Annotated in this window: 9 protein-coding genes; 4 read left to right on the top strand and 5 right to left on the bottom strand. The window is 66.4% G+C overall.

Going from position 1 to position 13566, the window contains the following annotated elements:
- Positions 1 to 127 precede the first annotated feature (127 nt).
- The 4 genes from U5A56_RS28210 to U5A56_RS28195 all read right to left on the bottom strand — a co-directional run bounded on the left by U5A56_RS28210 (position 128) and on the right by U5A56_RS28195 (position 7157).
- A complete protein-coding gene (locus U5A56_RS28210) occupies positions 128 to 1078 on the bottom strand; it encodes an OmpA family protein (RefSeq protein ID WP_321925723.1) in 951 nt (316 codons plus the stop codon).
- A 4-nt stretch (positions 1079 to 1082) separates the two neighbouring features.
- Positions 1083 to 2072, bottom strand: coding sequence for a type VI secretion system-associated protein TagF (tagF, locus tag U5A56_RS28205; RefSeq protein ID WP_044845917.1), 990 nt, complete (start codon positions 2070 to 2072; stop codon positions 1083 to 1085).
- The gene (gene tssM, locus U5A56_RS28200) at positions 2069 to 6010 is read right to left on the bottom strand and encodes a type VI secretion system membrane subunit TssM (protein ID WP_321925721.1); all 3942 of its coding nucleotides are present in this window, start codon (positions 6008 to 6010) and stop codon (positions 2069 to 2071) included. The genes tagF and tssM overlap by 4 nt, the downstream gene beginning before the upstream one ends.
- A gap of 301 nt (positions 6011 to 6311) precedes the next feature.
- Positions 6312 to 7157 (bottom strand): M15 family metallopeptidase, encoded by an 846-nt coding sequence (locus tag U5A56_RS28195; protein ID WP_321821171.1) that lies wholly within the window; start codon positions 7155 to 7157, stop codon positions 6312 to 6314.
- Positions 7158 to 7278: 121 nt separating this feature from the next.
- Between U5A56_RS28195 and U5A56_RS28190 the strand changes: the two genes are divergently transcribed.
- Positions 7279 to 8244: a phage tail protein gene (locus tag U5A56_RS28190; RefSeq protein ID WP_321925719.1), complete on the top strand. Its 966-nt coding sequence runs from the start codon at positions 7279 to 7281 to the stop codon at positions 8242 to 8244.
- 203 nt (positions 8245 to 8447) lie between these two features.
- Positions 8448 to 9476, top strand: coding sequence for a transporter (locus tag U5A56_RS28185; RefSeq protein WP_044845996.1), 1029 nt, complete (start codon positions 8448 to 8450; stop codon positions 9474 to 9476).
- Between the two features lie 181 nt (positions 9477 to 9657).
- Here U5A56_RS28185 and U5A56_RS28180 read toward each other — a convergent pair whose 3' ends face one another.
- Positions 9658 to 11826, bottom strand: coding sequence for a M1 family metallopeptidase (locus U5A56_RS28180; protein ID WP_321925717.1), 2169 nt, complete (start codon positions 11824 to 11826; stop codon positions 9658 to 9660).
- A 644-nt stretch (positions 11827 to 12470) separates the two neighbouring features.
- Between U5A56_RS28180 and U5A56_RS28175 the strand changes: the two genes are divergently transcribed.
- Both U5A56_RS28175 and U5A56_RS28170 read left to right on the top strand, forming a co-directional pair.
- On the top strand, positions 12471 to 12965 hold the full coding sequence (locus U5A56_RS28175; protein ID WP_321925715.1) for an LEA type 2 family protein: 495 nt from the start codon (positions 12471 to 12473) through the stop codon (positions 12963 to 12965).
- Positions 12966 to 13132: 167 nt separating this feature from the next.
- On the top strand, positions 13133 to 13465 hold the full coding sequence (locus U5A56_RS28170; RefSeq protein ID WP_044845911.1) for a YegP family protein: 333 nt from the start codon (positions 13133 to 13135) through the stop codon (positions 13463 to 13465).
- Positions 13466 to 13566 lie beyond the last annotated feature (101 nt).

Genomic DNA, 13566 nt, shown 5'->3' with positions numbered 1-13566 from the left:
TGGATTTAGTAGTGGGGCGGTGAGGTGACCGGCTTGTTGACCATGCGCGAGCAGATTGGGCGTGCGCAATCCGAGGGACGAGTCTGCCGCTATCCGGTCCCGGCGCGCGATATCTCCGAATCGGCGCTTACTGCCCCACCCGGAACTCGATCCGCCGATTCCTCGCGCGCCCCTCGGCCGTATCATTCGGCGCAATAGGCTGATCCGGCCCGACCCCTGTCGTCGTCATCTGCTGCGGCTGAATGCTCTTCGTGATCAGATACCCCTTCACCGCATCCGCACGCGCCTGGCTCAGCGCGATGTTCGACGTCCGGTTCCCCGAGTTGTCGGTATGCCCGATGATGTCGACCGTGCGGTTCTGCATCTTCGCGAGCGCGGCCGCCATCTGATCGAGAATCTGCCTGCCTTGCGGTGTGAGCGTCGCACTGCCCGTTTCGAACTCGATCGTGCGATTCGCGAGCGTCTGGTCGAGCAGCCCCTGCTCGGACGCCGACACGCGCAGCCCGTTCTTGATCGTATAAGTCGGATTCAGCGTATTGGCCATGTCGCTCGCGAGCTGCTGGCGCTGCGCCTCGTTGTGCACCTCGCCCTTCATCTCGATCTGCGTGCCGTTGATCTTCAGCTGGCCTTTGCTGATCTGCTTCAACTGCGCGCCGAGCAGCTTCTGCACGTTCGCGCTCCAGTTCGGCGGCGTCGCGACGTCGCCGACCTCGATCTGGTCGACCACGTTCGCCGCGCCGTAGGTGTCGCGCAGCTTCTGCAGCACGGCGGCCTTGGTCGCCTCGTCGGGCACCTTGCCGCCGACCACCACCTGGCCGGGCGACGCGTTCGCGGGCGGCGGTGCGATCGTGCCGGCCGTGCCGCGCACCACCGTGCCGGACGCCGTGGCCGGCGCGGCGCCGGGGTTGGCGTTCGCGGGCAGGGCGGCGGTCGCGACCGTGCCGTTGCCGACCGGCGTGACGGTCGCGCCGCCCGTGTTCTGCGCATGGGCCGCGCCGCAGGCGACGAGGCCCGCGGCGGCGAGAGCGGATACGAAGGGCGACAAGCGCGTGCGCCGGACCTGAATCGTGCGTTGCATCCCGTCAGCCTCCGATGAACGCTTCGCGGAAGGCGTCGATGGCGACGCGCAGCGAGAGTTGCGGTTGGTCGAGGTAGCTGACGAGCTTGCTGATCTGATGATCGTTTTGCGCATGGGCGTCGATCCACTCGGGATCGTCGATGTCGATGTTGTGGGCGGCGTAGGTCTGCGGATCGACGACGCTCAGCAGCGTCTTCGACGACGCGCCGTTGAAGCCGATGATCAGCCGTTCGCGTTCGGCGATCGTGCCGATGAAGATCGCGAGCTCGAAGTCGGCCTGCGCGACGAACGGTGCGATCAGTTCGAGCCAGAACGCGGCGACGAGGCTGCGATAGAACGGGTCGACCGGCAGCGGCAGCGTGAGGCCGCGCTCGATGTGCGACGAGCCGCTCTGCATCACGGGCCGCAACAGCGAACCGAGCGCGAGCATCGCGCCGCGCAGTCGCACCGGATGGCCGCTTTCGAGCAGCATCTGCTGCAGGCCGTACAGCGACTGGTGTTCGATGAAGTCGTTGAAGGTGCCGTCATGCGACGTGCCGGGGCCGCCGACGTCGATCGGCACCTGCGTATCGCCGAGCGCCTGCAGCGCGCCGGGCGGCTCCTCCTTCGCGAGCAGCGCCGGCATCTGCGCGGCGACGCGCGACCACAGCCGCGCGAACGCGAGCGGGCTGCGCGCGAGGAACGCGAGCGGCCGGTCGACCTCGAGCGCGGTCGCGCCGAGGAACGGGAAACGGCGCATCGACACGTCGTGGCTCGCGACCATGTGGCCCGCGATGGCGAGCTTGCTGCGCGAGCCGAGGAACGCGAAATGCATCGGCTTCGCATCCTCGTAGACGATCTTCCAGCGCGGATCCTCCGCGAGCAGTTCGAGTGCTTGCGCGATCCAGCGATCGAGCGTCTGCAGCAACTGCGGATTGTGCGGGCTCTTCACGAAGTCGCCGCGCGACGGAATCTTGCCGAAGTAGGCGATCTGCGCCTGAACGGTTTGCGTCATTGCGCCCCCTGTGCGTTCGTTGCGGTGGCGGCCGCGACGGCCGGTGCGGCCGCCGGCGCGCCCGAGCCGGCCTGCGTCGCGTTCTGCGCGGCACCCGCGCTCGCGTCGGCGACCGACGACGGCAGCTGCAGGCCGCGCAGGCTCTGCTGCTGCGGCTGGTCGCCGCCGCCGCTGGTCGGCTGCGACGTGCTGATGATGCGCATCGTCACCGACACGTTCACGCTGCCCTGGACCCACGTGAGGTCGAAGGTGCCGTCCGGACGGCGCTTGCGCTGCGCCGAGTTGATCAGCTTCTCGAGACCGTAGCGGCCCGGTTCGTTGACGAGCTGCACCGTGCGGCCGTCGAAGGTCGTCGCGGACAGCGTCGCGCCCGGCGAGCCCTGCGGGTTCGGCCACACGAAGTTGGTCCACTGCGGCGGCGTGTTGCGGTAGCGCAGCTGCTGGCCGTCGATCGCGATCGTGTATTCCGTCGTGCCCGTGCTCGGCTGCGGCAGGATCTGGAACACGGTCTGCGGTTCGGCCGCCGCGGCCGCGCCGCCCGCGGCGCCGCCGGCGAGCGGGGCGACCCAGCGCGCGAAGCCGTTCGTGAAGTCGGGCGTGAGGCCGATGCCCATGTCGCCCCACGTGCGGGCGGCGAGCGTGTCGCCGCGGCGCACCGCGAGCGGGCCCAGCGTCGTGCCGACGAACTTCGCGATCGCACCGTCCGGACCGAACACCTGCGCGATTTCACCGGCGCCGGCCTCGACCTTCGCGTTCGCCGCGAACGGGTACTTGGTCGCGAGCGAGCTCTGGAACGGCTGGTAGACCTGCGCGTTCCATACCTTGTTGACTTCCGCGCTGGCCGGCTGGATCACCACCGAGAACGCCTGCATCAGCGGCCGCACCAGCAGCGGACGCAGCGACTTGCGTTGCGAATCGGTGAGGCCGGTCAGCATCTGCTCGTCGACGAACTTCAGCGAATCGGCGAGTTCCGAGCCGTTGCCGTCGAGCGTCTGCTGCATCAGCTGGCGCGCGCCGGGGCCGGGGTCGCCCTGGTTCTTGATCACGTTGAAGCGCGTACGGACCTTCGACAGCGAGTCCATATAGCCCTTGAGCATCGACGTGCCGTCGTGCGTCGCGACGATCCGCGCGAGCCCGATGAACTCCTGGCCGATCGGACCCATCGGCACCTCGGCCGGATTGCCGTTGATGTCGATGTTCGCGGCCGCCACCTGGCCGGCCTGCGAGCGCGTGAACAGCTGCTTGACCCAGTTCACGACGCCGGTCTGCGCCTTCTTGATCGCGACGTTCGCCAGCGACGGGTTGTCCCACGACGTCTGGTCGTACGCGGTCTCGAGGATCTTGCGGATCGGCGAATCCTGCGGGTCGCCGAGGCGGTTCATCCCGTCGACGGCCTGGCCGAAGCTGCTGAAGCCCTGCACCGCGATGCCCTGCATGAACTTCTGCCAGTGCTGCGCGTACTCGGTCTTGTACATCCCGACGAGCGTCTTCTGGATCTGCTCGGGGCTGCCTTCCAGCGTCAGGTCGTCCTGCGTCGACGTGTTCAGCACCCAGTCCTTCGCCTGCAGTTCCTTGGTCGCCGCGTCGCGGATTGCCGGCTGCACGTAGTCGAACCACGCTTCGCGCGTGAACGTGCCCGGAATCGCATAGCTGCCGGCGACCAGCCCCTGGTTGCCGTCGCCGACGATGCGCGCGATGGTCATCGGCGCGAAGCGGGTCGACGCGCGCGCCTTGATTTCCTCGTAGACGCGCTGGCGGGCCGGCATGCCGCGCACGACGCGGCGCAGGTTCTCGCGGGTCTGGTCGACGAGCGCGAGGTTCGCGTCGATCATCGGCCAGTCGTTGTCGTTCACGCGGGCGAGATAGAACGAGATCATGCGCTCGGCGCTCTTGATCATCTCGTCGCGCGGCATGTTGCCGCGATTCGTCTCGAGCCAGCCACGCCAGAAGCGGGCGAGCTGGTCGGTCAGGTGCGCCTGTTCGACGTGACGCTTGTCGGACAGCATCAGGTAGGTCTTCAGCGCGTTGTACGCGTCCTGCACGTTGGTCGGCGACGCGTCGCTGTAGAGGCCGCCTTGCGGCGCGGCCGGCTGTTGCGGCGCGGCGGCCGCCGCCGCGGATGCGCCTTGCGCGGCGCCGGCGAGCGGCGTGGCGCCCGGCGGGTTCGTCGACACGGGAATCGCGCCGCCCTGCACGGCCCCCGATTCCGGCGGGCGCGTCATCGGCACGAGCTGTTCGGGATGCGCGTTCACGTCCTTCATGAACGACGCGAGGTTCTGCGAGACCGGCGCCAGCAGGATCTGGCGCACGCCGTTGTAGTACTCGGTCAGCAGGTGCTGTTCGAGACGGTCGCCCTGGTACAGCCCGAGCGACACCGACACCGGCTTGTCGCGGCGGAACTGTTCGAGCTGTTCGATGCGGTCTTCCAGGATGTCCATCGCCTGCAGGCGCGACTGCAGGTCGTTGCGGCCCTGCTGCAGGCGCGTGACGTTGTCGAGGTCGGCCTGCACGTTCGCGACGAGCTGCTGGTTGCCGATCGTCGACCAGGTCCAGCCGCCGAGCGCGAGTGCGAGCGCCGCGACGAAGCCGAAGAAGGTCGCGTAGCGCAGCCGGGTCTTGGTCGGGCTCGCGAACTGGCGCACGGTCTGGCGGTCCGCGAAGATCACCTTCGAGAACAGGTCGCGCAGGAAGAAGCCGTTCTTCGAGAACGCGCTGTGCGGCTTGGGCAGCGCGCTCGCGTCGAGGCCGAAGCGGTGCGCGATGCGCTGCGCGGCGGCGCTGTTGGTTTCGCCTTCCTGCAGCGCGCTGGTGAAGTAGAAGCCGCGGAAAATAGGCTTGTACTGGAACGGGTTGTTCTCGAACAGCGTCGCGAGGAATGCGCGCAGCGACGGCTTGATCGTCGAGAATTCGAGCGGGAAGCTCAGCTGGCCCGGCGACAGCTGGTTGCCGCGCGACAGCGACAGCTGCGCGACGCTGATTTCCTTCAGCCCTTCGTAGAGTTCCTCGAAGTGCGTGTCGAACTGCGCGACCACGTCGCGCTTGTCATCGGGCTCGTAGGGCAGGGTGGCGCCCCACACGCGGTCGTATTCGTGCTTGTCGCTGCTGCTGAAGAATTCGGTGAAGCCGGTGATCAGGTCGGCCTTCGTGAACATCACGTAGACCGGCGCGAACACCTCGAGCTTCTCCGTCAGCTCCTGAACGCGCTGACGAAGGTTCTTCGCGAGGTTGATCGCGAATTCGGGGCGGTTGCCGGTGAGTTCGGCGATGCTCGCGGTGACGATGATGCCGTTGATCGGCGCCTTCGGACGATAGCGCTTCAGCAGGCCGAGAAAGCCGAGCCATTCGCTGCGGTCTTCCTCGTGCACCGAGTAGCGGCCGGCCGTGTCGAGCAGGATCCCTTCGGTCGTGAAGAACCAGTCGCAGTTGCGCGTGCCGCCGATGCCGTGGATCACCGCGCTGTTCTTGTCCGCGAACGGAAACTGCAGGCCGGAGTTCAGCACGGCGCTGCTCTTGCCGGCGGCCGGGTTGCCGATCACGATGTACCACGGCAGTTCGTACAGCGCGGAGCCGCCCGACACCTGGCCGATCTTCGATGTCTTGATCGTCTTCACCGCGTCGGACAGGCGCGTGCGCAGCACGTCGAGGTCGGCGGTCTTCGTGTCGGGTGCGAGCGCGGCCGCGGCCGGCGCGGCGATCTTGCCGGTTTCCGCCTGCTCTTCGAGCACCTGGCCGAGCTGCCGGTTCGCGCGCTTCACGCGCCAGCGGCGCACCAGTGCGACGCCGAGCCACAGCACGAGGATCGCCGCGAAGGCGACCGCCGCCCACAGGAGCGGCAGCTGCAGCATGTCGGCAGCGATGAAGAGAATCGCCGCTAGCGCGACGATCCCGACAATCGAGAGCGTACGCGGATGAGTCAGCACGTTGAGGATGCGTTGCATAGGACGTTCAGGTTCCGGTGCGATTCGGTGAGGCGACGCAGGCGCGCCGAGCGGCAAGCGTGGCGCCGCGATGTGTCGCCATGCTGTCAAACGGGATGAAGGGGGCTGGCATCAATGCGCCCGCGGCATCGGAGAAGGCGCGCGCAATAATGAAAGGACGCTGTGAGAATTAAAACGGAAGCGGCTGCCTGAAAAAATCGCGCAACGGAATGCCCGATCGTTTGCACCGCCCAAATCGTTTCCTGCCGGGTGATTAAAAAGCCCCATGCCGCCCTCATTATTTCTTGTCCGGCAGCCCTGACTAGCTGCCGCGTCCCAGTTTAAAACCGGGTTTATGGTATTCCACGTGCCCGAGATCCATCATTTTCCAACGGCCTCCCCAGGTCAGGCCGACTTGCTCGGCGACCTGTCCGTACAACTGGTAGCCGCGCATCGCCCAGGGATCTTTCTCGGAAATGACCAGCTTGCCGTCGCGCAGAAACGCGTTGTCGGCCGCGAGCCCGAACTGGTGATAACTCTGGAAGGCCGCCGCATTGGTCACGTTGGTGCCCATCTGCGCGAGCCGGTTCTGTCGTTCCGGACTCCGATAACCTTCCAGCAGCGCCATCTCGTAACCATATTGTTCGTGCATGATCTTGTAGACCAGCAGCAAACGCGTACGGAAATCGGGATCCAGCAGGTTCCAGTCGCGGCTTGCATCTCTCAGCGCCGGCCGCACCTGTTCGACTTCCTTCGTGGCAAAGACTTCCGGCGGCAACGGCGGCGGCGGCACGAGCTGTTCGCCCTGCAGCAGCGCGGCGATCTTCTCGTCAGGCACGCGCGCCGTGTCGTCGTACTGAAATAATTGCCGACCGCGTAACGCAATGGCCACCAATGGCGGCGTCGCAAGAATACCTGCCGACACCATAATCATCAAGCGCCGCCGGATCAGTAAATTTTGCACGTCACTTAATGCGCCGCGCGTAACGCTTGCCGATTTAACAATTTGACTTCGCGTACGTGCGGCGTGATCGTTCGCGCGGCGCGTCAGGCGGCCGCGAAACTGGGCGACGGATTCGAAAACGGTCGCGCGGATACCCGGTAAAAGCAACAGTGCCGCAACCGCGACGGCAAGGGCGAAATAGGCGACGAGTGCGACGGCAATCAACGAAATCCCCGGAAATTGGAATTGATTGTGTTTTGCAATGCTTGCTCTTAGAATCAGGCTGCTTTGAGAGGCCGGGCTATATTATCGCGGTGAATTAAACCAGGATTCAATGAGACGCTGAATGAGTGCGCCGGAAAATTCAAATTCGAAAACCCCGCCCAGCCTGCTATCCGATACCAAACCGGCAGGCGGGGGCGAACCGCAGCAGTCGCGCATTCTCGCGAATCTGGAAGGACGTGTCACGCCGCCGGCCGAACCGCCGCGCCGTTCGCTGAAGGGGCCGATCGCGGCCGTCGTCGCGCTCGTGGTCGCCGTCGGCGGCTGGGGCGCATGGCGCTGGCAGCAGCAATCCGGCGAGGCGGCCGTCGTGGCAGCCGCGCCCGTGCAGGCACCGGCGAAGGCCGAGCCGGCCAGCGCCGCCGCCGTGCAGGTCGCGCAGAATGCCGCGTCGGCTGCGCCCGTCGTGCAAACGGCGACGATCGTCAACGACGATGCCGCGTCCCAGGTCGTTGCGTCCGCATCGGGCGCGTCGGGCGCGGACAACAGCCGCTTGTCGCGCGCGCTCGCGAACGGTGCCGACGATGCATCGGGCGCGGCCACGGCGGGCGCCGTCGCCGCGACGGCTGCCGCAGCAGCGGCGACGACGAAATCCGCGAAGGCCGACGCCGCGAAGAGCGACAAGGTCGCCGCCCGCAGCAAGGCCGATGCGAAGGCCGATGCGAAGGCGGAGGCTCGCAAGCATCACAAGGAACAGCAGGCGGAGCTCGCGCAGGCGAAGAAGCGTCGCGAAGCGGCGACCCGTACCGCGAGCGCGAAGGCGTCCGGGAAGGACGACCCGGATGCGGACCTGCTCGCCGCGCTCGTCGCCCGTACGAAGCCGGCCGACAAGAAGGTCGCCGCGCAGAAGGGGCAGGTCGTGCCGACCAAGACGGCCGCCGCGACGGGCGGTTCGCTCGCATCGCGCGTGAAGGATTGCGCGGAGCGCGGCTTCTTCGAGGATCAGCTGTGCCGCTGGCGCGTCTGCGACGGCCACTGGGGCAAGGATCCGGCCTGCCCGACCGCCGCGCAGTCGGAGACGCGGCAGTAACCGGCATCACACCAGCCTGCACATCGCACCTGCGCCGCCCACCGGGCGGCGCGTTGTTTTTGGGACGTCTTACGCCGGACGGCAGGATGTGACAATGTCACGAAAATGCCGCATGCATCGGGCATACGTTTCCTTCCATTTCCCGGCGTGGCGCCGCAATGCGCGATGCGCGGCGCGGCGAGCGCCGCACGACCTTCGACACGATGGACCTGATCGTACAGACTTACGGCGCCGATACGTCCGGCATGGTGTGCGGATTCCGCTTCGTCCCGGGCGGATCGGGCGCGATGCTCGATGCCGATGCGGCCGCCGCATGGCTGCGCGCGTGCCGCGAGCGCGATGCGGCCGCATCGGACGATTTCGTCTGGCTGCACTTCAATCTCGCGCACGGCGCGAGCGAGCGCTGGATGCGCACGCACCTCGGATTGCCCGACAGCTTCTTCGAATTCCTCCACGAAGGGTCGCGCTCGACGCGCATCGAGCAGGAGGACGGCGCGCTGCGCGCGATCGTCAACGACGTGATGTTCAACCTCGAGCTGACGCCGTCGGAAATCGCGACGCTGTTCGTCCACGTCGAGCGGCGCATCATGGTCACCGCGCGGCTCAAGCCGCTGCGTTCGGTCGATACGCTGCGCGCCTGCGTGCGCGACGGCGAGCGGTTCCGGTCGCCGGCCGAACTGCTCGTGCACCTGCTGCGCGACCAGGCCGACCTGCTGATCCAGATCATGCGGCGCACGAGCATCGACGTCGATCGCATCGAGGATCGCTTCCTGTCGCAACGGCTCACGTCGAACCGCATCGAGCTCGGCGCGATGCGCCGCACGCTGACGCGGCTGCAGCGCATGCTGGCGCCCGAGCCCGGCTCGATTTTCCGGCTGCTCGCGAAACCGCCCGCGTGGCTGCACGCCGAAGACGTGCAGGAGCTGCGCGAATCGACCGAAGAGTTCTCGCTGGTGCTCGCCGATCTGTCGGGGCTCAACGAGCGGATCAAGCTGTTGCAGGAAGAGATCGGTTCGCGGCTCGACGAGCAGAACAACCGGACGCTGTTCACGCTGACGCTCGTGACCGTGATCGCGCTGCCGATCAACATCGTCGCGGGCTTCTTCGGGATGAACGTCGGCGGCGTGCCGTTCTCGGAGAACAAGCACGGGTTCTGGCTGATGGTGCTGCTGGTCGCGGGCTTTACCGCGCTCGCCGCTTGGTGGGCGTTTCGCCGGCGCGACGATCGCTAGGGCCCGTTATCGGCGTGAACAGGCGCCAGGCCGGCATTGGCGCGGCGCCGCACGCGGCGGCAACAAAAAACAGGCCCCGCATCCGGGGCCTGCGATAGGAGGTGAAGGGACGTGAAGGGACATGAAGCGTCGAACGCCGGCCGGCGCCGCGTATCGCGCGGCACCGGCCGGCCGGATCACGTTACTGAACCAGCGTCTTGCGCGGCTTGAACATGCCCTGGTAGCGCAGCGACGGACGTTCCTTCACCGTCGGCGCGATGCCGCCGAAGCTCGGCGTCTGGCGCAGCTTCATTGCGGCCGGCGAAGCGACCGAGCCGATCGACGTCGAGCGCGAAGCCGGCGCGAGGTTGTTCGCGACGAGCAGCGCGGCCTCGCTCTTCAGGTTCGCGAGCAGCACCGGATCGACCGAGCTGTTGACCTGCGTGAGCAGGCCGCTCCACGCGGCGTCGCTGTAGTTCACGACGTAGTAGTCGAGACCGCTCGGATCCGCGACCACGCCCGTGCAGCCGTCGATCCGCGTCTGCGTCTGCGTATCCTTCAGCGCGAGCGTCGTGCGTTTCGCGAGACCCTGGCCGTACGCGAGCGTGATCGGTACCGTCCACTGCAGGCCCGGATACGCGTTCTTGTTCGGGAACGGCTGCTGTTTCAGCGTGACGACCGTCTGGTTCTTCGTCATGTCGCACTGCGTGTCGAGCGAGATCAGCGGCACGCCCGTCTGGCGCACGTAGCTGTCGCCGATCGGGCCGACCGCCTGGCCGCTTTCCTTCGACAGCGCATCCCACAGGCGCTTCGGCGTGCCGTTGCCGAACGAGTAGTCGACCAGGTACTGCTGCAGGCCGCGGCGCAATGTCTGCTCGCCGAGATAGTTCTCGAGCGTCTTCAGCACATGGCCGCCCTTGTCGTACGTGAACGCGCTCGCGCTCAGCACGAAGTCGTTCGATGCCCAGTCGTTGAAGTTCGGCGCGACCGGGAACGCGTTCGGGCCGATGTCGCGATTGATCACGCGGTACTTGTTCTTCACCTGGTCGAGCCAGCTGAACTCGTCGGGGAAGAACTGGATCGTCGTCTTCGTCTCGAAGAACGTCGCGAACGACTCGTTGAGCCAGACGTTGTCCCACCAGTCGGCCGTGACGAGATCGCCGAACCACTGGTGCGCGACTTCGTGCGTCAGCACCTCGTTACCGTAGCGCGACATCGGCTGGCCCGGTTGCGGCAGGATGTCGTCGGCGAACTCGAGGATCGACCCCCAGTTCTCCATCCCGCCGAAGTTCAGGTCCTTCTGCTCCTTGAACGCGTCGTTCGCGGCGACCGTATCGAACTTCGTCAGCGGCAGCGGGATACCCGTGTAGCGGTAGTAGAAATCGAGCGCCTGCTTGGTGCGGTCCATCGCCGGCTTGGCCCAGTCGCTCATGCCCGGCGGCGTGAACACGCGCAGGTGCAGGCCGCCCTTGCCGCCCGGCAGCGGGCTCGAGAAGTCGTCCTCGTAGGTATCGAACAGGCCACCGCCGAAGAACAGCAGGTACGACGGCATCGGCGGCGTCTTCTCGAACTGCACGAGCTTGTAGCCGCCGCCGACGTTGGTCGACGGCTTCTCGGCCGCGTTCGACACGACGCGCCAGTTCTGCGGCACTTCGGCCGTCACTTCATAGGTCGGCCGGAAGGCCGGCTCGTCCCAGCCCGGGAACCACTGGCGCGACAGGTTGGTTTCGCCCTGCGTGAGGATCGCGCCGCTCGTCTTGCCGTCGGTGCCCTTCAGGTCGACGCGGAACACGCCTTCGGCGGCCGAGCAGCCCGGATACGGATCGTCGCCGCAGCTGCCGCCCGTCTGCGTGGCCGGATCGTCGTACGACTTGAAGTTGATGATGCCCGACCACTCCATGTGCAGCGAATAGTTGCCCGGCGCGATCGTGCCGGCGACGGGGCGCAGCTGGTAGAAGTCGCCCTTGTCCTGCGGCGTCGCGATCAGCTGGATGTTGCCCGGCTGCAGCGTGATGCGGCCGTTCGTGAACTTGATCCGGTGGCCGGCGATCACGATGTTGTTGACCGGCTTCAGCACCTTGATCTCGACGTCGGCGCGCCCGTCGAACGCGTTCAGCGCATCGTTCGGGCGGAACCACAGCCGGTAGTTGACCGGTACCACGGTGTCCGGCAGCTCGACGGGCGACACGCTCTTGTCGACGTTGGAGGCTGACGGCGGCGTGTTGGCGGCGGGCGACGAGCTCGAGTGCGGCGCGCCGGCGGCGCTGAGTGCGGAAGCCGAGCCGACGCCGCTGTCGTCGCCGCCGCACCCGGCGAGCGCGAGTGCGGCAACCAGCGGCAGGTAACGCATCTTGTGAATGTTGATCGACATGACTGAAACCTCGATTGTTGAAAGAATCGTTCAGTGCTGCGAAAACGCCGGCAAAAGAAATCCCTCGCCGTTAATCAACAGCGACGAGAAATGCCAATGACGGATTATTCGAAAAGACGGCCGGCCGACTACGTGAAGGTAATCATGGTTTACTGCCCCCTCTGTGTTTCCGGATGTCGGTTAACTGGCCGGTTCAAAATGGCCGGGCGCGGGTTGTACTGAATTGATTTCGCGCGCACGACACAGGGCCGCCCGCCCTGTGCGGGCGTGCATTCCCTTTGAACCGACGACCCACGGGGCTGGCCGTACCAGGCCGCAGGACGGAAGGACGGCGTGTCGCCGTTCCGTAAAATCGCCGTCATACGGCTTGAAGGTTTGTCGGCCTGCTCGAAGGATGCGTAAATATACTTGATGGTTTTGGGTAAAGGAAACGAAAAAATTAGAAAGTGCTTCTCTTGAATTTTTCGCGCGCCATTGAATGCTGGGAAGCATTAATTCGCTTTCTGTTTAGCCATTCGTTTCCGTAGTTTTAATCTATTAACGATCTCGGCGGCGCGCGAAAACTACGAATCAGGGCGTGGCGCGGCGCGCTCGGTACAATGCGGCGACGACCCGCCGATCGATTGCCGCAAGGAGGCCAGCCCATGCCACGAGCCCTGTTCCGTATCGCGCCGCTGCGCGCCATGCTGCTGCTGTTCGCCGCCGTCTTCGTGCTCGGCGGTTGCGCGGGCCTGACGCGCGAGCCCGTGAGCGTGACCGTCGCCGGGCTCGACCCGCTGGCCGGACAGGGCCTCGAGATGCGCTTCAGCCTGAAGCTGCGCGTGCAGAACCCGAATGACACGCCGATCGAATACGACGGCATTTCGGTCGCGCTCGACCTGAACGGCACGCCTTTCGCGAGCGGGGTCAGCGATCGCTCGGGCGTCGTGCCGCGCTTCGGCGAGGCCGTGATCGACGTGCCCGTTTCGGTGTCGGCGTTCGCCGCCGCGCGGCAGGCGTGGAACCTGCCCGGCGCGGCAGCCAGCGGCGAGTTGCCGTACGCGCTGCGCGGCCGGCTCGCCGGCGGCGTGCTCGGCACCGTGCGTTTCAGCGATGCGGGCACGTTGCGCATGCCGGCGACGCCGGGGTGGGGCGGCTAGACGATGCCTGCGCGACGCCCCGGATGCCGGACCGGACGAAGCGGCGTGATTGCAGCGCCGTCTGACGATTCCTGACGATCGTGTTTCGTGCGCCTTACGTTTTGCGCTGCAATCGCGTTTAGACTGCCTCGGTCCGGAGGGCCGGACGACTTTTTGGAGAGGGCACCATGGCAGCGAAATTCGTCATCAAGAAAGCGAACGACGGGCAGTTCCTGTTCCACCTGAAGGCCGCCAACGGCGAGATCATTCTGCGCAGCGAGCTGTACAAGACCAAGGCGTCGGCGGAAAACGGCGTCGCGTCCGTGCGCAAGAACGCGCCGGACGACGCGCGCTACGAGCGCAAGACCGCGAGCAACGGCCAGTTCATGTTCAACCTGAAGGCTGGCAATCACGAGATCATCGGCACGAGCGAGCTGTACAAGGCTGAAGCCGGCCGCGAGAACGGCATCGCGTCGGTGAAGCAGAACGCGCCGGACGCGGCGCTCGACGACCAGAGCTGACACGCCGCGAGCATCGCGCGGGTGGCGGCCAGGGCGGTCGCCCGCGCTTTGCCGCGCGGGCAAAGCGCGGTATGGTGTGGTCCGCGCGGCGCACTCCGGTA

The sequence above is a fragment of the Burkholderia sp. BCC1998 genome (assembly GCF_905339875.1).
Classification (GTDB): Bacteria; Pseudomonadota; Gammaproteobacteria; order Burkholderiales; family Burkholderiaceae; genus Burkholderia.
This window is presented reverse-complemented; position numbering and strand designations above follow the sequence as displayed.

Bases quoted from the DNA above. Each gene is read 5' to 3' on its own strand.
- U5A56_RS28210 (WP_321925723.1), bottom strand. From the start codon at position 1,078: ATGCAACGCACGATTCAGGTCCGGCGCACGCGCTTGTCGCCCTTCGTA.
- tagF (WP_044845917.1), bottom strand. From the start codon at position 2,072: ATGACGCAAACCGTTCAGGCGCAGATCGCCTACTTCGGCAAGATTCCG.
- tssM (WP_321925721.1), bottom strand. From the start codon at position 6,010: ATGCAACGCATCCTCAACGTGCTGACTCATCCGCGTACGCTCTCGATT.
- U5A56_RS28190 (WP_321925719.1), top strand. From the start codon at position 7,279: ATGAGTGCGCCGGAAAATTCAAATTCGAAAACCCCGCCCAGCCTGCTA.
- U5A56_RS28185 (WP_044845996.1), top strand. From the start codon at position 8,448: ATGGACCTGATCGTACAGACTTACGGCGCCGATACGTCCGGCATGGTG.
- U5A56_RS28180 (WP_321925717.1), bottom strand. From the start codon at position 11,826: ATGTCGATCAACATTCACAAGATGCGTTACCTGCCGCTGGTTGCCGCA.
- U5A56_RS28175 (WP_321925715.1), top strand. From the start codon at position 12,471: ATGCCACGAGCCCTGTTCCGTATCGCGCCGCTGCGCGCCATGCTGCTG.
- U5A56_RS28170 (WP_044845911.1), top strand. From the start codon at position 13,133: ATGGCAGCGAAATTCGTCATCAAGAAAGCGAACGACGGGCAGTTCCTG.